Annotated in this window: 21 protein-coding genes; 7 read left to right on the forward strand and 14 right to left on the reverse strand. The window is 61.1% G+C overall.

Features of this window, described 5'->3' with window-relative positions:
- Positions 1–43: 43 nt before the first annotated feature.
- The 4 genes from DDF70_RS22545 to DDF70_RS36830 all read right to left on the reverse strand — a co-directional run bounded on the left by DDF70_RS22545 (position 44) and on the right by DDF70_RS36830 (position 2,941).
- A complete protein-coding gene (locus tag DDF70_RS22545; protein WP_114947060.1) occupies positions 44–265 on the reverse strand; it encodes a substrate-binding domain-containing protein in 222 nt (73 codons plus the stop codon).
- A gap of 87 nt (positions 266–352) precedes the next feature.
- Entirely contained in the window at positions 353–754 is a 402-nt protein-coding gene (locus DDF70_RS22550) for a pyridoxal-phosphate dependent enzyme (protein WP_114947061.1), read from the reverse strand.
- 355 nt (positions 755–1,109) lie between these two features.
- Positions 1,110–1,544 carry an amidase family protein gene (locus tag DDF70_RS22555; RefSeq protein WP_114947062.1) on the reverse strand — a complete coding sequence of 145 codons (435 nt, stop codon included), beginning with the start codon at positions 1,542–1,544 and terminating at the stop codon, positions 1,110–1,112.
- Positions 1,545–1,870: 326 nt separating this feature from the next.
- Positions 1,871–2,941 carry a helix-turn-helix transcriptional regulator gene (locus tag DDF70_RS36830; RefSeq protein ID WP_162820581.1) on the reverse strand — a complete coding sequence of 357 codons (1,071 nt, stop codon included), beginning with the start codon at positions 2,939–2,941 and terminating at the stop codon, positions 1,871–1,873.
- 368 nt (positions 2,942–3,309) lie between these two features.
- Here DDF70_RS36830 and DDF70_RS22565 point away from each other — a divergent pair, with 368 nt between their 5' ends.
- Both DDF70_RS22565 and DDF70_RS22570 read left to right on the forward strand, forming a co-directional pair.
- Positions 3,310–4,308 carry a hypothetical protein gene (locus tag DDF70_RS22565; protein ID WP_205772464.1) on the forward strand — a complete coding sequence of 333 codons (999 nt, stop codon included), beginning with the start codon at positions 3,310–3,312 and terminating at the stop codon, positions 4,306–4,308.
- A gap of 11 nt (positions 4,309–4,319) precedes the next feature.
- The gene (locus DDF70_RS22570) at positions 4,320–5,174 is read left to right on the forward strand and encodes a 3-hydroxybutyrate dehydrogenase (protein ID WP_342633944.1); all 855 of its coding nucleotides are present in this window, start codon (positions 4,320–4,322) and stop codon (positions 5,172–5,174) included.
- 381 nt (positions 5,175–5,555) lie between these two features.
- Here DDF70_RS22570 and DDF70_RS22575 read toward each other — a convergent pair whose 3' ends face one another.
- The 7 genes from DDF70_RS22575 to DDF70_RS22605 all read right to left on the reverse strand — a co-directional run bounded on the left by DDF70_RS22575 (position 5,556) and on the right by DDF70_RS22605 (position 12,193).
- Complete coding sequence (locus DDF70_RS22575) at positions 5,556–6,551, reverse strand: Gfo/Idh/MocA family protein (RefSeq protein ID WP_114947065.1); 996 nt, start codon at positions 6,549–6,551, stop codon at positions 5,556–5,558.
- The gene (locus DDF70_RS22580) at positions 6,548–7,429 is read right to left on the reverse strand and encodes a sugar phosphate isomerase/epimerase family protein (protein WP_114947066.1); all 882 of its coding nucleotides are present in this window, start codon (positions 7,427–7,429) and stop codon (positions 6,548–6,550) included. Before DDF70_RS22580 ends, DDF70_RS22575 begins: the two co-directional genes overlap by 4 nt.
- A 32-nt stretch (positions 7,430–7,461) precedes the next feature.
- A complete protein-coding gene (locus tag DDF70_RS22585; protein WP_162820582.1) occupies positions 7,462–8,298 on the reverse strand; it encodes a carbohydrate ABC transporter permease in 837 nt (278 codons plus the stop codon).
- Positions 8,295–9,215 carry a carbohydrate ABC transporter permease gene (locus tag DDF70_RS22590; protein ID WP_114947067.1) on the reverse strand — a complete coding sequence of 307 codons (921 nt, stop codon included), beginning with the start codon at positions 9,213–9,215 and terminating at the stop codon, positions 8,295–8,297. The genes DDF70_RS22585 and DDF70_RS22590 overlap by 4 nt, the downstream gene beginning before the upstream one ends.
- Positions 9,216–9,277: 62 nt before the next feature.
- Positions 9,278–10,486, reverse strand: a complete 1,209-nt coding sequence (locus DDF70_RS22595; protein WP_114947068.1) for an ABC transporter substrate-binding protein — start codon at positions 10,484–10,486, stop codon at positions 9,278–9,280.
- Between the two features lie 28 nt (positions 10,487–10,514).
- Positions 10,515–11,495 (reverse strand): alpha/beta hydrolase, encoded by a 981-nt coding sequence (locus DDF70_RS22600; RefSeq protein WP_205772465.1) that lies wholly within the window; start codon positions 11,493–11,495, stop codon positions 10,515–10,517.
- Positions 11,496–11,503: 8 nt separating this feature from the next.
- Positions 11,504–12,193 (reverse strand): GntR family transcriptional regulator, encoded by a 690-nt coding sequence (locus DDF70_RS22605; RefSeq protein WP_114947070.1) that lies wholly within the window; start codon positions 12,191–12,193, stop codon positions 11,504–11,506.
- 97 nt (positions 12,194–12,290) lie between these two features.
- Between DDF70_RS22605 and DDF70_RS22610 the strand changes: the two genes are divergently transcribed.
- Both DDF70_RS22610 and DDF70_RS22615 read left to right on the forward strand, forming a co-directional pair.
- Positions 12,291–13,373, forward strand: a complete 1,083-nt coding sequence (locus DDF70_RS22610) for an ABC transporter ATP-binding protein (protein ID WP_114947071.1) — start codon at positions 12,291–12,293, stop codon at positions 13,371–13,373.
- A 296-nt stretch (positions 13,374–13,669) separates the two neighbouring features.
- Entirely contained in the window at positions 13,670–14,329 is a 660-nt protein-coding gene (locus tag DDF70_RS22615) for a gamma-glutamylcyclotransferase (RefSeq protein WP_114947072.1), read from the forward strand.
- Between the two features lie 107 nt (positions 14,330–14,436).
- Here DDF70_RS22615 and DDF70_RS22620 read toward each other — a convergent pair whose 3' ends face one another.
- Positions 14,437–15,417, reverse strand: a complete 981-nt coding sequence (locus DDF70_RS22620) for an aldo/keto reductase (RefSeq protein WP_114947073.1) — start codon at positions 15,415–15,417, stop codon at positions 14,437–14,439.
- 444 nt (positions 15,418–15,861) lie between these two features.
- On the opposite strand from DDF70_RS22620, the gene DDF70_RS36835 reads away from it, so the two are divergent.
- The gene (locus DDF70_RS36835; protein ID WP_162820583.1) at positions 15,862–16,068 is read left to right on the forward strand and encodes a hypothetical protein; all 207 of its coding nucleotides are present in this window, start codon (positions 15,862–15,864) and stop codon (positions 16,066–16,068) included.
- A 262-nt stretch (positions 16,069–16,330) separates the two neighbouring features.
- Complete coding sequence (locus DDF70_RS22630) at positions 16,331–16,582, forward strand: NUDIX hydrolase (protein WP_114947075.1); 252 nt, start codon at positions 16,331–16,333, stop codon at positions 16,580–16,582.
- Here the strand turns inward: DDF70_RS22630 and DDF70_RS22635 are convergent.
- Positions 16,579–17,259: a transglutaminase-like cysteine peptidase gene (locus DDF70_RS22635; RefSeq protein ID WP_114947076.1), complete on the reverse strand. Its 681-nt coding sequence runs from the start codon at positions 17,257–17,259 to the stop codon at positions 16,579–16,581. The genes DDF70_RS22630 and DDF70_RS22635 overlap by 4 nt on opposite strands.
- 205 nt (positions 17,260–17,464) lie before the next feature.
- Positions 17,465–18,007 (reverse strand): Ros/MucR family transcriptional regulator, encoded by a 543-nt coding sequence (locus DDF70_RS22640; RefSeq protein ID WP_114947077.1) that lies wholly within the window; start codon positions 18,005–18,007, stop codon positions 17,465–17,467.
- 564 nt (positions 18,008–18,571) lie between these two features.
- Here DDF70_RS22640 and DDF70_RS22645 point away from each other — a divergent pair.
- Entirely contained in the window at positions 18,572–19,180 is a 609-nt protein-coding gene (locus tag DDF70_RS22645; RefSeq protein WP_114947081.1) for a PRC-barrel domain-containing protein, read from the forward strand.
- The last annotated feature ends 462 nt before the right edge of the window (positions 19,181–19,642 follow it).

Consider the following 19,642-nt stretch of genomic DNA (forward strand, 5'->3'; position numbering starts at 1 on the left):
CGTGCCTCTTCGCCTGTTAGCTAAGCCTGCGATGGAAGAGGTGTCAGGTCGTTCCCCGCACGATCAAGTCTGGTTCGATCACGATACCATGCTGGGTATGACGCCCCTCAATCCGGTCAAGGAGCATTCGCATTGCGAGTTCGCCTAGATCCTCCTTCGCCACCCGCAGCGTCGTCAATGGAGGCGACACGAGCCCTGCGAGAAGAATGTCGTCGCACCCGGTCACTGCGATATCAGCAGGAATAGCAATCTGCTGCTCCTTCAATACGGCTCTGTTGCATTAACCCGTCACGCCACAGGATATAGTGGCGGTAACGGCGGGCGGGCACGCTACGGATTGTGCCTCCCATAGTTAATGCAACAGAGCCGCTTCATCCCAGACAGAGCCGACGATTTCAACGGATGCGTTCCATCCCTGCAGTTTCGCGACCTTATCGGGTGCGACATTGGACGGCAGGAAGATCTTGGCCGCGACGCCCGCGACATGGGCCGTGCGCGCAATGGCCAGTCCGTGATTGCCTCCGGAGGCAGTCACCAGTCCGTGCCTCAATCGTTCCGGCGGCAGGGTCTTCAGGCGGTTCATGGCGCCTCGCGCCTTGAACGAGCCGGCTACCTGCAAAAGCTCGAGTTTGAGCGTGACCCGTCCCTCAAGTCCGCCGGCTTCGCGCATCTGCATGGCTGACAGCACCGGAGTGCGCCGGATGAAGGGGGCGATACGCTCCTGCGCAGACAGGATGTTGTCAGGCGTGATCACGGCAGGGTCCTCCTGGACAGTATCGAAGTAGGAGCTGCTTCAGCAAACACGCCGGGAACACGGCGATCGAATGGATGATCTGTGGGGCGGGCCGCAGTCTGCCGCGCAATCGCCCCGCGTCGGGCGCCCGGGAAGGCGCATTGAGGTTCGGTTCGCCACGCCCGGGGAGGCCCCTCCCGGCCACGACTGAATGAGCAATGTTGGCGGGCCTGAAAGTAAGACCACCCGGGATTTGACCTTGGTCGAGGTTGCGGATCACGGCGTATGCTTGCCCAACAAGATTAGACTGACCCGACTCAGACACGGCGTCGTGACCTGGGGTTGCCTCCCCTTAGCGATATGCCCCTGCGGGTCGTCACGCCCAGCCAAGGAACCCATCCATGCTGCTGATCGGGGGAGCCACTCGAAGTTGCTCAATGTTTGGAACTGGCCGTTGAAGCGTCGGGGAACCGTTGAACGCCTCCTCAAGTGCAGCCGCTACGCCCAGGACGAAGGCGTCTCCTCCTCTGGGACCTACAATCTGCAGACCAAAGGGCATCCCCTGCGCGTCAAGCCCAACAGGCAGACAAACAGCAGGGTGACCTGACAGTGTCACATAATAGGCCATCGCCAGCCAGTGAAAGTAGTTGCGTGTCCGCTGCCCGTCGATCTCAGTTGGATAAGGTTCCCGCCATGGCCGTGGGCTGATCGTGATGGCAGGCGTGATCAGAACATCATGGGACTGAAAGAAGCTGGGGAGCGCGCAAGGTTTGTGCAATAAACCTCGGCAACTTGGACGAAGCGTGAACATCGGTCCGACAGCATCCGATTGACGCTGTTTTGCAGGCACTCCCGCCTTGCATGACGCCTCAACGCGGTCGGCAGTCGGGTGCTAGACGAACGCACGGTGCTTGATGGTACTGATCATCGGCTGAGAGATCGACAATATGGCTAGAGCTTTGATCTCCTGAGAGTTTCTGAGTGTTTCAGCGCGCGTCGCCACTAAGAAACCGACAGCGTCTGAGAGATGCTGTTCCGAATTTGTCCTGTTTGGCGCGGTTTATTGCACAAACCTTCGCGCTCCCCAGTTTCCGCACAGCGCGACACTGATGCTTAGCTACACCGCTTCCAGGCTTCCTAGCGCAGGTCAGCCAGGAGGCGCTCCAAATCACGCAGATTGACCGTTCCGGTCTTCAGGAGGATGGCGTCGACCTGGCTCTTGATGGTCGATTCCTTGAGCCCACGCATGGCTGCCACAGCACTCTTGGTGGCACCACCATACAAAGAACATGCTACTTCTGCCTCAGCCTGCGTCAATCCAAACAGCCGGCGAAGCAGGTTCGAATCCGGTGCTCGGGATGCTGCCCTGAGATCCCGCAGCAGGATGAGCGCTTGACCAGGCACACGTCCGGACAACCCTCCTGTTCCTTCCGACAGCCGGCGCGGCAACGGACTCACAAGAGCAGCAAGAACGGGTGCAGCCGATGCATCCCGCACCCGTAGTCCCCCGCCCGGGGAGCCATCCAGGGCTGTGGCTCGCACAAGGGTATTTAGAGTTTTCTGATCCTCGTGGTGGAGGGCTGCGAGAACGCGGTGACGGACACCAAGCCCAACTTTCTGCGCAACAAACCGCAATCCTAACCTGTTCACTGCTATGGCCTCAGCGGCTGCGTTCGCCACCAGGACCCTCATCTCGGCATCCACAACCACCACTGCCGTTGAGAGTGCATCGAGTGCCGCTGTGCCAGGCGAACTGGAGGATGGACCAGGGGTGAGACGATGGCGCAATTGCATGGCGCGTCGCAGATGCGGCAGCAGATGATCCAGCAGACGGGCATCGGCCTGTTCGAAGGGGCCTTCCCCGTCGGCGCGGTGCAGGCAAACCGGCATGAGCCCGGCAGTCCCCAGCGGCACGACCGTGCCGACCACATGGCGCAGGCCGACATGCCTCCCGAGATCGGCGTAGAATTCGCTTCGAACGTACTCGGCATCCGGCACCAAGTGACCGCTGGTCCTTGCTCGCGGCGGCGCGTTCGGATCCACCTGCCGAACGGCTTCCGCCGTCCGGATTGTCCATAGGTCAACATGGCGGTAGTAAGTTTGATAGGCGACAATCTCCTTATCGGGGTAGTCAGCCCGGTAGAGGAGTTCCGCGTGTTCGCCCTGCTGATCCGAGACGCAGACCCAGCCATTGCTGGCCCGGAGCAAGCTTGACAGGCTCCTGCCAACAGCAGTCCAGGGCGTTCCGCCCGCTGCGGCATCATAGATTTCTTCAGTAAGCGCAAGCAACTGACCATCAGACATGGAGTCAACCTCCGTGACTATGGCGGCCCAGGCGACCGTCGCGCCGCTCCGATTAGAGGCGGGCCGTGGCTACTAACCGTAGCATAGCACGACCTCTGAAGTCGGGCATCCCCCGATCGGGGGATGCGGAACTAGGCCCGGTTCGCCAATCTGAGCCCAGGTCAGGTTGAATTGTTCTGCAACAGCATTCAGCTGTCGAGATTGCAGATGTCTGAGTTCCCCCGCGTTCTGCTGGGCTGAGTGCCCTTGCGCTCAGCCGTCGGGAGATTGCTATGCGCGTTCTGGGACAAGGTCTGACGACGATCGGCCAGCACGGGCCTGCTCTGCTGGTCCTCTCCCTGCTGCTTGGCGCGGCTGTGGCACCACTCGCGACAGCCGCCTATCAGGTGCTGCCCCTTTCGGCTTTCCTGCTCACATTGGGGTCGTTTCTGACGGCTGGTCTTGCCCCTCCCGAGAAGGGCTTAGGCTGGCGGCGCATCCTCTTGGCACTCACCTGGATCGGCCTGGGGGTGCCGCTGATTGCGGCTGCCATTGTTTTCTCTTTGCGCCTCGATCCTGCCCTGCAGGCAGGCGTGATCCTCTCCGTGCTGGCCCCGCCCGTGGGCAGTGCCGCTGCCATCGCAGCCATCCTGGGCCTGCAGCCACGCCTGGCGCTCGCCGCTTCCATTGGTCTGACACTGGTGTCACCTCTCTCGATGCCGGCATTCGCGACGGTGCTCGGTGTCAACGTCTCAATCGATATGGTCCATCTGACTTGGCGCTTGGCGCTGATTATTGGGTTGGCGGCCATGGTCGCTCAGATGGCGCGATATTGGCGCAGCAAGGTTCAGGTTGTGCTGCCGGGCCAAACGGCCGCTGCAGGAGTGGCTGTGATCGGGCTCGTGATTGTTGGCCTCGCGATGATGAGCGGGATCCGGGCCCACTGGGCCACCGATCCGGATGCCTTCAGCCTGTTCATCGCGGCAGCGGTTGGGGTGAACCTTGGGGCGGGTCTCGTCGGAGCGCTCCTGTTCTCCTCGTGGGGCGCCAAGGACGCGTTCACGGTAGGGCTCGTGAGCGGCAATCGCAACGTCACGTTGGCTTGGGCGGCCGCTGGAGCAACGCTTCCCGCAGCCACAGAGGCTTACGTGGCCGCCTGTGTCCTTCCCGTGCTGGCCCTGCCGCTGGCGGTCAAGGGCGTCATCAGTGCCAGAACCCGTCTCGTCCGTACGCTCGACAGACACAAGCCGTCCACCAACCCAGCCACCGTTGTGATGCCTCCGAAACCCTGAGGACACAATCCATGCACGCCGTTCTATCTCCGCCAGAAGACCACAGGCTCACGGCTGAGGTCGCGACGCACCCGATGCTTCGCCCGCTTTCAGGCCGTACTGCCCTTGTCACCGGATCGACCCGAGGCATCGGCGAGGGGATTGCGCGAGCCTTGGCGGAGGCAGGCTGCAACCTCATCCTCAACGGCCGCCGGTCGAGCAAGGAGGGCGAGCCCTTTGCGGACGCGATCGCCGCGACCTGGAACGTTGAGGCGCGCTATCATGCGGCGGATCTTCGAACGAGCAGCCATGTGGAGCGGCTTGTCGCATTCGCACAGGAGCAGTTCGGGACCGTCGATATTCTGGTCAACAACGCCGGGATTCAGCATGTCGCCCCCATCGAGGCTTTCGCCGACGAGTGTTGGGACAACGTCCTGTCACTTAATCTGACCGCCGCATTCCATGCCATCAAAGGGGTGCTGCCGGGCATGCGCACCCGTGGATGGGGACGCATCATCAACGTCGCCTCTGTTCATAGCCTGGTCGCGAGCCCAAACAAATGCGCCTATGTCGCGGCGAAACATGGCCTGCTGGGGCTCACCAAAGTCATTGCCCTGGAGACAGCCAATGATGGAATCACGTGCAATGCGATCTGCCCGGGATGGGTTCTGACGGAACTCGTTCAGCATCAGGTCGAAGCACGGGCCACGGCATCCGGCATGAGCCCGGAAGAGGCACGCATTGACCTGCTGCGAGCGAAGCAGCCGATGTATGAGTTCTCGTCGGTCGAGAGCATCGGTGCACTCACGGTATTTCTCTGTAGCTCCCATGCGCGGACAATTACGGGAGCCGCCTACACGATGGACGGCGGCTGGGCGGCAGTCTAAGAGTGGTGGCACGGATGCCGACCTCTCAGTCGGGCTGCCCATCATTGTTGGGATGCACCTGCTCAGGATTGGGCAGTGAAGTTCGCCGACGGTTCGGAACGTCCGGTTAGGTGAGGATTGCTGCCCTCGGGTTTACGTCTCAAGTGTGCTAGAAGCCGACCATCCAACACAATGCCTACTTTTGAACACACTACCTTTCGTCATTGAACTGAGGGGATAGGAGTTGCAGCCCTGGAGCACGCTTGCAGCAGATCCAGAAAACCTGCGCAGATCGCAGACAAGCCTTTGGCTTTTGGCGAGGCCACATAAAAACCCGCCATCGTATGGGTTCTCCGGCGACTTTATGACTCCTCATTCCGGGGGTCCTTCTCCAGGATTCTCCTAGGCATCAAGGAGCTGGCGCAATTTCTCCAATCGCTCCATGGCAACTACACCATCGGCAATTGTCGGCGCAGCAGACGCCTCCCCCCGAAACAGCTTGACGGTGTCCGCCAGCAAGGCGTGATAGCCCTTGTGATCTTCATTGGCCGCGGCTGTAAAATTAGGTTTCCACGTCAGCGTATCGACATCCTCGCTCAAAGTGGCTGCGAGATCGTCCGTCTTGAATGGAGGATTCCGGTTCCAGCGGACCTCGATCACGTCATCGACTTCAAGCCTCTGATGGTCGCCCATCAGCTCTATGCGCTCGACGGGGGTACCGCGTGACTGCATCGTTCCCATGGCGACGGTGCCGATGGCGCCGCACTCGAACCCGAAATCCACGTGAAAGAGGATCTTCCCCGGTGCTGCCTCGACCTTACGGGCGTTCATCTCCCGCACCGGTGAGACAAAGAATGAGACCAAGTCCATGTAGTGGATGCAATGGTGCAGGAAGAAGCCGCTGTAATCCACGTTGCCGACGAAGTAGGTCGGGGCGGTCATATAGTAGCCTGTCAGGCCGAGCACCCGCCCGAACCGGCCGGATGCGATGATGTTGTGGGCGATCCTGTTGCCGATCGAATAGCGCTTCATGAAGCCGAGAGCCAATGGTTTTCCGCTGCGTTCGGAGGCCCTCAAGAGCTCGCGGGCACCTTCCGCAGTCGCAGCGGGTGGCTTCTCCATGAAGACCGGGAGGCCTCGCTCGAGAGCGGCCTTTCCAAAGGCAAGGTGCTGATTGGGACCGACTGCCATGCCAACCATGTCGATGCCGCGACTGTTGATGAGTTCATGGGCATCCGTGAGGAGGTTCTTGACGCCGAATTGACGGCCGGCATGAGCCAACCTGGTTCCATCGACGTCGCAGAGGGCAACGACCTCGACATCGTGGCGTACGAGCTGCGGAAGCAGCATCTGCGTTGCGTGAGTGCCGCAACCAATCCAGCCAACTTTAATGGTCATCGCCGATATCTCGTCAGGTTCAGGTGGGACTTCAGGAAGGACGTGCTGGCGGCGAGGCGCTCGCTTTCATCTTCATGAGGCGGACGCCACTGGGCAAAGGGTACGCCGAAGCGATCGTCGTTGCGCCGGAACGGCTCAAGCGAGATCGGACCTTCATAGCCGACGTCGTGAAGTGCCCGGCAGACCTCGACCCAATCAGTAGAGCCTGTCCCAAGAAAGCCGCGATGGTTCTCGTTCGCCTGGAAGTGGATAGTCCGCGGGCCCGCAAGCCGAATGGCTTCGGGTATCGAGGCTTCTTCCATGTGCATGTGAAAGGTATCGAGCATCAGTCCTATGGCAGGGTGCTCGACGGCGTCCAGGAGTTCGATCGCCTGCTGTGCCGTGCAGAGCACATCGCTCTCGAAACGGTTGAGCGGCTCGACGGCGAGCTTGATGCCTGCAGCTGCGGCGTGATCGCCCGCCTGCCGAAGCCCGGTGACGCACCGCTCCTTGCGTGCGAGCCTCTCGCTCTCCTGGACCGGAGCAGGCGCGCGCCCTGCGAACACGAGGGGGTTCCCCGTCAGGGGCCCCCCCACGATCTCGGCCCCCAGAGCGGCTGCGCAATCGGCGGCATAGCGCAGGTAGTCGATACCGGCCTGGTGAGCTGCTGCTTCGTCACTGGCCAGATTCCGCTGGAGATTGACGCGGGCGGCCAGAATGACTCCGATCCCGGCATCCGCAAGGGCGCGCCGGGCGGCGTCGAGGTCGATCTCACCGGGCTCCGGCACGAGAAGCTCGACGAAATCAAAGCCGAGCGATCTCATTCGTGAGAAGAGCGGAAAGTGCTCGGCCGTGAAAGGCCGGGCGTATTGCATGGATATCAAACCGATGGGATTCATGACCGTCCTTGATAAGAGTTCATTTCCGTGAATCAGCCTTTAACCGCGCCTTGAGTCAGTCCGCCGATCAGACGGCGCTGGGCGATGAGGAACAGGATGGTGGCCGGCAAAGCGCCAACGACTCCGCCCGCGGAGAGGAGCCCCCACTCGATCTGGTATTCGCCGATCAGGGTCTGGATTGCGACGGTGACTGTGCGGACGTTCCGCCCACCCAGGGTGAGCGCATAGAGATACTCGTTCCACGCCGTGATGAAGATGTAGAGACCAGTCGATATGATGCCCGGCATTGCCAGCGGCAGGATGACACGCCAGAGCGCCTGGAGCCGGCTGCAGCCATCCGTCATGGCTGCCTCGTCGAGGCTTTTCGGAATGGCGTTGATATAGCTCGTCAGCATCCAGACCGAGAACGGAATAGCGACCGTGGCATTGGCGATGATCAGAGCCACATGCGTATCGAGGAGACCAAGCCGGCGCATCATCACAAAGAGCGGAAGGATCAGCAACACCACCGGGAACATGTTCACCAGCAGGAACTGCATCATCAATAGCCGGCGGCCTGCAAACCGGAACCGCGAAATCGCATAGGCCGCCGTGACCGAAACAAACAGGCCGAGTGCGGTGGTTCCGGCCGCCACGATAAGGCTGTGCCCCATGTTCCCGAGGAACGAAGTACGGGCAACCAGACGCACGTAGTTCTCGAGGGACCAGCTGGCAGGACTGACTGCAACCCCCAAGGCGGCAAGCCTCTCCTGCGGGGTGAAGGACGTCATGAGCATCCAGAGGAAGGGGCCGACGGCCAGCAGAACGACGCCGAGCGCCGGAAGGTCGGTCGTCAGGATGCGCCGCGTCAAGGTCGGCTTTCCGATCATCGTTCCACCTCCCGCGACGTGCGTGCAATGTAGAAGGCGACAACGACGCCCAAGAGCAGCGTGAACATCACCGCGATGGTGGTGCCATAGCCGAAATCGAGGTTCTGGCGCGCCTTGATGAAGGCGTAGAGCGGAAGCGTCTGCGTCGCATAGCCGGGACCGCCACCGGTCATCACGAAGATCACATCGATGGAGTTCGCCACCCAGATAATCCGGAGCAGACCGGCGGTCGCTAGGACGCCAGCGATTCCCGGCAATGTCACATGGCGGAACTGACGCCATGCGCTGGCGCCGTCAATGGCCGCCGCCTCGTAGCGGCTCCTGGGAATGCCCTGAAGACCGGCCAGGATCATGACCGCAAAGAATGGGAAGCCTTGCCATGTGAGGGTAACGATCACAGCGTAAAGGGCTTTGTCCGGATCGGCGAGCCATGGAATGGCAGACTGAATGATGGACAAACCCAGTAGGATCTCGTTCATGACGCCCGTGTTGGCGTCGTAAATCCAGCGCCACATGAGCGCGATGACGACGCTGGGCAGCGCCCAGGGGACGATCACCAAAGCCCTGGCGAGGCCCCGCCATGGAAACGGACGGTTCAGGATCAGGGCTGCAACCAGGCCCAGTCCCATTTGCAGCGGGACCGTCAGACCAATCCAGATCGCCGTATGGCCCAGGGTAATCCAGAACACGGGATCTTGGAGGAGTTTGACGTAGTTGCCCAAGCCCACGAAGCGGGCCGCGTTGGGCCTGAACAGCACAAATTCATACAGGCTCGTGACAATGGCTTCGATCATCGGAAGGAAGACGATCACAACTGTCACGAGAACAGCCGGTGTGAGCAGACCATAAGGCAGCAGGCGGTGACGCCACGTGCGCGCCGGGACAGCCTGATCCGGCAAGACGGCCGAAAAGGACATGGGCAAATCTCTTATGGAGGCGGGTCAGGCTGCGCCCTGGAGGCGCAGCCTGAACAGAGTTGTCACTGCGATGCGAAAAGGCCTTCGATTTCCTTCATCATCTGCTCGGAGGTGATTTGCCCGGTCAGCGCACGCTGCATGGTGGTGGGGAGCACCGTGTTCACGAAATCCGCCGTGGCTGATGTCTGAGGCAATACGGAGGCGAACGGCAGAGAGGCGACGGTCGCGTCGACGAAGCGCTGTTCGTGCAGTTTCCAGTTCTTCGATCCGCTCTTCGTTACGGTCAGCTGTCCGGTCGCTTGGTTGAACAGGACATTGTTCTCGCCTTGGGCGAGGAAGGAGATCCATTTCCAGGCAGCGTCCTTGACATTCGAGGACGAGAAGATCGCAAGCGACTCGTCACCATAAGAGGTCCACGGTCTGTCGCCGCAGCGGGGAACCGGCACGGCCGATACCTTGTCGCCGAGCGCCTTGACGATATCAGCGGACGACCCGATGTGGTGGATGGTCATGGCCGTCTTGCCGCTCTTGAAGGCGCCAAGAATTTCCTGGAACCCGTCGTTCGGCGCGGACGGCGGGAACACCTTATGGACCCGGTAGAGGTCGATGACCCATTGATTGGCCGCGATCGCTTCAGGGGTGGTGAGCCCACCCTTCTCGAACTTCGCGCCCTTCGAGAAGACGAACGTGCCCCACTGATCCCAGCCGCCCTTGCCGCCGCGGAAACCGAAGCCGTACTGGTCCGGCGCCTTCGTGAGGGCTTTCGCAGCATTCAGGAATTCATCGCAGGTCTTCGGCGGCTCAAGGCCGGCGGCCTTGAACAGGTCAGTGCGGTAATACAGATAGAGAACGACGTACTGAATCGGCAGATAATACTGCTTGCCGTCCGGACCCTTGTTGAGATTGAGGAGATTATCGAGAAGGTCGGCTTTGCCGGCCCACTTGTCGATCCGATCGCCGATCGGCTCCAGCGCATCCATTTCCACCAGCCTCGGCTGGGCAAAGAGCTTCACCATGGCCGCATCGGGAGCGTTGCCGCCGACGACCGACGTGTAGAGATTGTCGTAGTAGCTGTTCCAGGGGACGTTTTCGGCCTCGATCGTGATACCGGGATTCTGCGCCTGGAACTTCTCGACGAGCTTCGACATCGGATTGTCCGGGTTGTCGAAATGATACCAGAAGCGAACCGTCTCGGCCTGCGCGCCGCTTGCAAGAGCCAGGCCGGCCGCCAAGCTGCAGGCTGCCAGTAATTTCCTCATCAGTGTTTTCATCGTTTCCTCCGTGCTGGGTTGTTGATTGTTAGCTGTTGGTCTTCGCCAACTTTCGCGCGGCGGCCCCTGCCGCCATCAGAGAGTCGCGTGCCGCCTGAAGCGATACGCTCATCTGCAGAAATCCATGAACGACGCCTGGAACAATACTCACGGGATCGTCCCGGCCGAGTTCGCGCAACCGTCGCCCGAGGGCCAGGGTATCGGAAAGGAGGGGGTCGATTCCGGCGGCATGGAGCCATAGCGGGGGCAGTGCCTGAAGCTCGGAGTCCTTGGCTGCCAAGGGACATGCCAGAGGATCGTGACGCGCCTCCTCGTTCGGAGCGTACCAGTCCCAATACCGGCGCATCTTCGCGGTCGTGAGGCCCGGCCCTTCGGCAAAGCGGACATGCGACGGCGAACCATGGTCGGCGGAGTAGACGCCGTAGAAGAGGAGAGCGCCTTGAGGAAGCTCACGCCCGTGTCGATGTTCGTGGAGCATCGCAGCCAGCGCCAAGTTGGCGCCGGCGGAGTCGCCCGATATCAGAAGCGGACCGGGCGCAAGCCCGAATATGGACGGCGCCGCTTGCAGAGCACGCAGGCAGGCCACCACATCCATGAGACCGGCCGGATAGGGATGCTCGGGCGCGAGCCGGTAATCCGGCGTAACGACCGCCATTCCGCTTTCGATCGCCAGAAGGCGGGCGCATCGTTCATGCGTCTCGGGGCTGCAGAAGGCGAAGCCTCCGCCGTGCACGAAAAGAAGGGTGCCTTCGGCGCGTTCCTTTGGAACGAGCACGCGCGCGCGGCACGCGGCCGATCCCACAGCGGGATCGGCCGGAACCTCATGCTCGCGGATCTCGGCCATGGGGGGAAGCTCGACATTCCAGCGTCGATTGCCCTGGGCCGCCGCCGCACGCCCTTCGGCGGGTGGCAGGAGGGTCGGATCGGGCTGCGGCCCATCCTCCCTTGCGACCCGGTCCATCAGTGCAGCCGTGTCCGGCGCCAGATCGCCAGGGAGATCCTCGGGCATCTCTCGCATCATTGGTCTCCATTTGAGAAAACGTCGGGCCCGAGATCCACGATGGTCGCGATGTGATGCGCGAGCGCCTCCGCGGCAGTGCCCGCATCCGAGCGTTCGATGGCCTCAAGAATTGAGAAATGGCGCCGGGCGGTGGCTAGCAGGTCGCGCTCGCCCTTGGACTGGGAGATCTTGAATCGGTGGTTGTGGACCAGGCAGCGATGCAGGATCGGCTCAAGGGCCGGAAGGTTGGCATCGCGCAGCAGACGCCGGTGGAAATCCCGGTCATGCTCAGCGAGCTTGTATTCGTCTCCGGCCCGGGCATCCTCCTCCATCGCATCGATCAGCCGCTTGAGATCGGTGACAAGTGTCCGGCTTGGCCGCTGGAGGGCCCTGACCACGCCACGGCATTCGACCGCTTGGCGGAGCCGGAACATCTCGACCGCTTCATCGGCCGTGCAGTCAGCAACCCGGGTGCCGCGGTGCGCCTGCCGGATGACCAGCCCCTCCTCCTGAAGCTGAAGGAGGGCTTCCCGTACGGGTCCTTGGCTGCACCCGAAGGCGGCGGCGAGATCGAGTTCCACAAGGGAAGCGCCCGGCGGAAGCTCACCCAGCATGATGTCCCGCTTGACCGCCTCGTAGACCTCGCCCGACTTGGCTGGGCGGAATGCCGGAGGCTGCTGAGTCCGTTGGAGGTACAAGCTGACCATGGCCGCACGAGCGTTGTTGCAATGAGTTATGATTATCATTATCAATAATGGTAATCAACAGGGATCCACGAAGATCCGCATTCGGCAGGAGACGGGAATGGCCCAGATCAGCCTAGAGAGAGTCGGAAAGTGCTATGGCAGCGTTGAGGTGATCCCCGGCATCGACCTCACGATCGGTGACGGCGAGTTCCTCGTCCTGGTAGGGCCCTCGGGCTGCGGAAAATCAACGCTGCTGCGGATGATCGCCGGCCTCGAGGAGATCTCGTCGGGCATGTTGCGCATCGGTCATACCGTCGTGAACAATCTCCCACCGGCCGACCGCAACATCGCAATGGTATTTCAAGACTATGCGCTTTATCCGCACATGACCGTTAGCGATAACATGGGCTTCGGTCTCAAGATGCGGAACGCGCCTGCCGGGGAGATCCAGCAGCGCGTGGCCAATGCGGCGGACATTCTCAAGATCGCTCCCTATCTCGAGCGCCTGCCTGGACAGTTGTCCGGCGGGCAGCGTCAGCGCGTCGCGATGGGGCGGGCCATTGTGCGAGAGCCTGAAGCGTTCCTTTTCGACGAACCCTTGTCCAACCTGGATGCAGCGCTGCGCGTGGAGATGCGCCTCGAGATGGCGAAGCTGCATCGGCGCATGCGGGCCACGACGGTTTACGTGACACACGATCAGGTCGAGGCTATGACGCTCGCGGACAGGATCGTTATCATGAATGCGGGGCGTGTGGAGCAGGTCGGCCGACCTCTCGATCTTTACCACCGCCCACAAACCCTGTTCGTCGCGAGGTTCATCGGCAGCCCAGCCATGAACACGTTCAATCTACGGGCCGAGCAACGACCGGGCGCTCTTGGCGTGCGCTTGCAAGAAAGCAGCGTGATTGAAATTCCAGCGCCGACGGTTCAGCCCTTCGGAGACGGCGCGCCGATCACTGTTGGGATCCGGCCTGAAGACCTGAGCGTCTGTAAGTCCAGTGATGCGTGGCTCACTGGCGAGACGGTCCTTGTCGAGCGACTGGGCGGCCAGACCTACGCCTATCTGGATATCGGGGCCGAACGCCTCGTTACGGTGGAACTCCCGAGGTCGAGCGAAGCGACGCCTGGAACAGTTTTGTCCATCGTAGGTCGAACTGATGCCATTCATGTCTTCGCTGAAAATGGTGGCCGCCTGAACTGAGACGTCAGCTCGCCTTGAAGGCGAACTGAATACACGCTCCTTCAGTTACGGTAACCGGGTGGGGCGGAGGCCTCTATCTGAAAGTCCGGATTGTGTCAGACCCTGAGATCCACGGCTTTATGGGAGTGTCCGGTGTACCTGCCTTAAGCGGACGTACAACACGCTGCGGGGCACTGCCATGCGTCAGGGGCATGAATACGCCGCTGCTTCCGGGGCTATATATCACCCGACGTCTCGCTGAGTGTCAGGCGGAGGATGGATTGGAAGGATCGATCGGGAAGAGGCAGCGTCACCCAATGACCCGGGAGGCTCTGCAGAACGGGTTTGTCAACGAGATGATCGCCCACTCGGGCACGAACCTTCGGGTGCTGAGTGACGAGGAGCGACGCCAATCGTTGGAAGCAACGCTCGCGGCTCAACCTGTCCCGGGTGATATCTGGCTGTTTGCCTATGGCTCGCTGATCTGGAACCCGGCCTTCCACTATGCCGAGCGGCAACCCGTGTTGATCCGAGGCTGGCACCGGCAGTTCTGCTTGGCTACCCCGATTGGACGCGGGACGCCGGAACGCCCCGGTCTGGTTCTGGGGCTGGATCGCGGCGGCTCCTGCCGGGGCGTCGCCTTTCGCATCGCTCGTTCCGAGGCAGAGGCTGAGCTCGAGTTGGTCTGGCGGCGCGAGATGGTCACAGGAGCCTATGTACCGCGTTGGGTCAGGCTGCACGGACTCGGTCTCCCTCACGGCATGTCCGGCATTGCCTTCACCATCAACCGTGCCGCACCAAATTATGTGCGTCCTGTCTCGGAGGCCGCCACGGCCCAGACGATTGCGACGGCCTGTGGGGTCCTCGGCTCCTGCCGGGATTATCTCTTCGACACAATTCACGGCCTGGCAGGATTCGAGATCCACGACCACCACCTGAACCGGATCGCGCGCTTGGTACGAGAGCACCGGGACTGAGCAATCAGCAGCCCGACTCGCGACAGAGTGAATGGCGGGCTGCGCACACAGATATGGCTAGACAAGTATGGAGATCAGCCTCGCGGCCGTGCTTGGTCCGCCTCCCCTTAGGCAAAACCAGCTAGCCCGTGCGGCACATAGGACTCTTCCAGTTCCGCTATCTCCTCCCGTGACAACTTGAGGGACAAGGCAGCCACCGCGTCCTCTAGGTGCTGTGGTTTCGAAGCGCCGACGATAGGCGAGGTCACGACTGGCTTGTGCAGCAGCCACGCCAATGCAACCTGCGCTCGGGGAACGCCGCGACGGGCTGCGATCTCAGCCACCCTTTCCACCACCCGGCGATCGGCCTCCGCTGTCTTGGCGTACAGCGACTTGCCGAACTCATCCGTTTCCGACCGGGCGCTGGTCTCATCCCAGTCGCGGGTCAGGCGGCCGCGGGCGAGCGGGCTCCAGGGGATGACCCCGATCCCCTCCGCCTGGCACAGACGCAGCATCTCCCGCTCCTCCTCCCGGTAGAGAAGGTTGTAGTAATTCTGCATCGACACGAACCGCGTCCAGCCGTTCAGGTCCGCGGCATAGAGCGCCTTGGCGAACTGCCAGGCATACATGGACGATGCCCCGAGATACCGCGCCTTGCCGGCTTTGACGACGTCATGCAGGGCTTCGAGCGTTTCCTCGATGGGTGTTGCGTAGTCCCAGCGATGGATCTGGTAGAGATCGACATAGTCGGTGCCGAGCCGGCGCAGGCTGTTGTCGATCTCCGTCATGATCGCCAGGCGCGACAGGCCGGCGCCGTTCGGCCCAGGGCGCATGCGCCCATGCACCTTCGTGGCGATCACCACCTCATCGCGGCGTGCAAAGTCCTTGAGGGCGCGACCGACGATCTCTTCGCTCGTGCCGTCGGAATAGACATTGGCGGTGTCGAAGAACGTGATGCCGAGCTCCAGCGCACGCTTGATGAAGGGGCGGCTCTGCTCCTCATCGAGGGTCCACGGATGATTTCCGCGACCGGGAACCCCGTACGTCATGCAGCCGAGACACAGGCGAGAAACCTCAAGGCCTGAGCGGCCAAGCCTCACGTATTCCATGACGATGTTCTCCTCGCATCCGTTTTGTTTGCTCAAGCCTCGTCGCCGACCCGCGCGAACTGAAGATTGGGGGGAGGTCATGGGCGAAGTCTTGAGTTGATGGAGAGGTTATATGGCTCAACTGTCGATCGACCAGCAGGTGATCGGCTGTCAGCGGCCCTCCCCTATCCTCTCCTCTCTTGCTGTGATGAAGGTGACCGGGAACCCCGGTCCCATATCCCTATTGGCCTGACATGCTCTCGCTAAAAATGAGGCCAGCCCAATGATCTGCCAGTTTTGCCAGCAGGACGTGAGCGCCCCCTGTCACAATGTACAGGAGTTGCGCCAACGAGCCATGAGCCATATCGAGCGCTGCGAGTCGGCCCTGAAGGCTGCCCTCAGTGATGGGATCAATCCCAGTGATGGCCGGAGCGCCGGGAGCATTTGAAGGGCTGGGAGTTCGAGATGGCAAAGAATCCCTGGCTCAGCCTCTGGCTGAGTGCCGCGAACACCTGGGCTGGTGCAGCCCGTGGCTTCTGGTCGGCGGAGATGCAGCGTCAGCAGAATACGGTGCTGAACGAAATGACGAAGCCATTAGGGCGGCTCGCCACCAAAGGCTCGCCCAAGAAAGCGTCAGCAGGGGCGCGGAAGAAGTCTAAGAGGCGATCTTGACACTGCCAATCCTGATCCCTCACCGCCTCGCTCCCGCCTGTGCCCGCTTTGCCGAGCCCTGCGGTTTCCCAGAGTGAAAGATCATAAGACGAAGCGGCGCAGAGATGGCCCAATATCACAACACGCCTACTGTAGTGGTCGTACTGGTGCCTCTCCGGAGAGGTTTGCTGATGGTTCGCCGTGCGCTCCCTGGCGAGGGCTGCGGCAAGCTCGCGCTCCCGGTGGCTACCAGATGCTCGGGCAAACATGGCAGGAGACTGGCGTGCTGGAGGTATTGGAGGAGACAGGCGTCGTGGTTGCCCCAGAGACCCTGAGGGTGCTGACGGTCGCGACTACACCAGATCGGCGGCAAAACTTGATCGTCTGCCAGAGCCCTCCCGTCGAGCATGAGGGTCCATTCACCCACGATTCCGAGGTCTCCGAAGTGTTGGTTATCCACGAGCCGGTCGAAGCGGCCTTTCTGCTGCACACGCAGGTGGCGCGACAGTTCTTCGAGAACGGCGATTCAAACTAACGGTAGGCCGTGTAAGCGGGGGCTGCGTAGTCTCCAAGGGCAACCCAGCCTTTGCCGTCGGTCCCCTCCCGCTTGATGAAGCTATAGCCGGTCTGCCACCAGGGCAGGATGGCATCTCTCTTATTGTCAAGAATGAAGTCGCCCTGGTCGGTGAGGATCGTGAGCACAGCATGCCCCTGCCCCTGCTCGTCGATGACGGCTGTCATCCGCAAGGCCCGCTGCGACAGACCGGCCCGGACGAGGAGCTTTCGTTTCAAAAGCTGGATATCCTCACAATCACCAAGGCCATCATCAGGGAAGTCCCAACGGTCGAGAACACCCCAATGATCCTGGTCCGTGACAGCAAGGATCGATGAGTTTACGCGCCCATTCACCTGTGTGAGGGTAGCCCACACCTGCGAGTTCAGCGAAATCCGCGCAGGCTGCAAGAGATCGACACGACACTCATGAGGGTACCTCCGGCAGAAATCAATCCACGCTTGGGTCGGGCCTGCTGGTCCAACCACTTGGATGAGGTCAGTTGCTCGCGCTGGAAGCAATGCTTGGGCAGAGGCGGAGCTTGGAAAACACGCAAGGATGGCAAGCGCTATGCCAATCAGCGCCGTCTTCAGAGCATTTCTCTCGGTGTCGCCACTCAGATCATTACAGGTGTAATGGGCCTGATCGACATGATCCATGGCAAGGCTCCAGGCACAGAGCCAATACGATGGGCCATCATGGTAAACAGGGTCTTAAAGCTATCCGCGCCGGTAGCGACATGATCGACGCAGCACATGCATAGCAGCGTAGAGGGATCGCGGCGGTCAAACCCGGCGCTAGGTCGCACCGGGTTTGGCCGTCAGCACTTGAACAGCTATGGCCGCTCCATAGAAGGAGGATGAACTATGCAGCCTTCTTCGTGCGGCGGTTTTTAGCCGGTGCAGTCACTTCCTCGGATGTCGCAGCGGCCTTGGCGGCAGTGCGCTTCGGCTTGGCAGAAGCACCATCATTGGCAGCAGTTTCTACTGGAGCCGCACCCTTCTTGCGCTGCTGGCCAAGTCCCATGGTCTTGGCAAGCTCGGAGCGCGCCTTGGCATAGTTCGGCGCAACCATTGGGTAATCGGCTGGCAGGCTCCACTTGGCACGGTACTGCTCAGGGGTCATGTCGTAAGTAGACCGCAGATGGCGCTTCAGCGACTTGAACTTCTTCCCATCTTCCAGGCAGATGATGTAGTCCGGAGTGACAGACTTCCGCACCGACACGGCTGGCGTCAACTCGGCCTTGGGCTCCTCTTGCTGTCCTTGGGTCGTTTTCGTCAGGGCAGCGTAGACGGAGTTGAGCAGCGATGGGAGGTCTGCGGCGGGAACGGAGTTGTTGCTGACGTAAGCTGAGACAATATCAGCACAGAGTTCAATGTAGTTCGGAGCGATTGCGCTCTCACTCATAGTTTTCATGTCCTCGGCTGCACTGGGACTGATTGGAAGGTGACGAGAACAGACTTCGTTCTGGCCGGATCAGCAGGGAGAACCCATGCAGCACAATAAATACCCGTGATCTGCGCCGCACCTACGCATCTGATCAATTTTTGGCAAGCGGTTTTTGGAAAGTGAACTCAGGTTAGCGAGATTTTTATTGTTGATGTTCCTGGCGGGGCTTTATGTAAACGATTACAGTGCGGGCTAATCCCCTGAGGAATAAAACTGGTCGACTTCCCTTATCCTCATCGGCTGGCGGAGCGACGCTTCTTAGTAAGGTTCTTCAGCCGTTCCAACGCCTTGGCGGGCACAAGGCTCACATGATTGCTTTCTAACCCATCCGAAATCTCCACAAAAACCCTCGCCTGCGGACGAGGTAAGGTGTTTCAGGAGGAATCATGCCGCGTAAGGCAAGTCGCCCCACCTGGGTCAGTTCCTGCCGCTGACGAAAGAAAGGTGAGCCGAACGAAGGGACATAGCTTCCCGTTGTTATGACATGCGCCGCGTGGCGCGGATAAGACAATGGAGGAAAGCATGCTTGGTAAGCCTCTCACATTGGCTCTTCTCGGTACGATCCTAATTTCAGCCGCGGCGCTGTCCCAGACCAACCAGCCCGCAGGCTCGACCACCGCTCCTCCCGCACGCTCAATGCCTGCCCCTTCGGCGGGGGACCCCAGCTTCGGCGCGAAGGAACCAGCCCGCATGGACCCCGGCAACTGGATGACCCAGGAGCAGCCGGGGCAATGGCGCGCCTCCAAGCTCGACGGCTTGAACGTCTACAACCAGAACAATGAGAAGATCGGCGACATCAGCGAACTGATCGTAGACAGCAGCGGCACAATCCAGGCCGTGGTGGTGGGCGTCGGCGGGTTCCTCGGCCTCGGCGAACGGGACGTGGCCATCCCGTTCGACCAGATCAAGTTCGTGAACGACCCTCTGGCGGTGGCCACCACAGCAACAACCCCGGCGACGCCAGCGGCTCCTGGCGCCGTCAGCCCGACTGCGCCGACCACCACAGGCACAGTGGCGACGGACCGGACCGCAGATACGGCTGCTCGCTCGGCTCCGGACCATGCGATACTCACAACGAACATGACCAAGGATCAGCTAAAGGCGGCTCCCGAGTTCAAATACGCTCGGTAGAAGCATTGATCGTGACGGAGGGGCTTAGCGGCCCTCCAGCTTTCTGCTGTTGCCTCAGAAGCGCAAAAACTCTTTCCGGGTTAAGCGGATGGGCACATCTACCCGTGGCGGATAGCGTCGTGGCGTTTCTGCTCTGGCGCAGAGGCAGGTTTTGCAGCGATAATCCAATGCCCCTGACGCCACTCCCACCAGATGCGGCCTGGGCCGATATCGGTGACACAGCAGGGCACTAAATTCGAGGTGTGGTCAGGCATACACAGCTTCTCCGTGTTCGCGCATGGGGCTTGGATCAGTCGCCGACTGGGCTTTGGTCTCGTGCCGGACTATCGGCATCGCCATAGCCACACCGTCCGTGGAGTTTGACCTTTGAGCCCAGCGCGGAGCGGTCGTCCAGCAGTTGCACGGCTTTCCAGACCGAGCTTGCCGCCATCTGGATCGGACTAAGCGGCGTGTTGCCCACAC

Source organism: Microvirga calopogonii, assembly GCF_003347665.1.
GTDB classification, from domain to species: domain Bacteria; phylum Pseudomonadota; class Alphaproteobacteria; order Rhizobiales; family Beijerinckiaceae; genus Microvirga; species Microvirga calopogonii.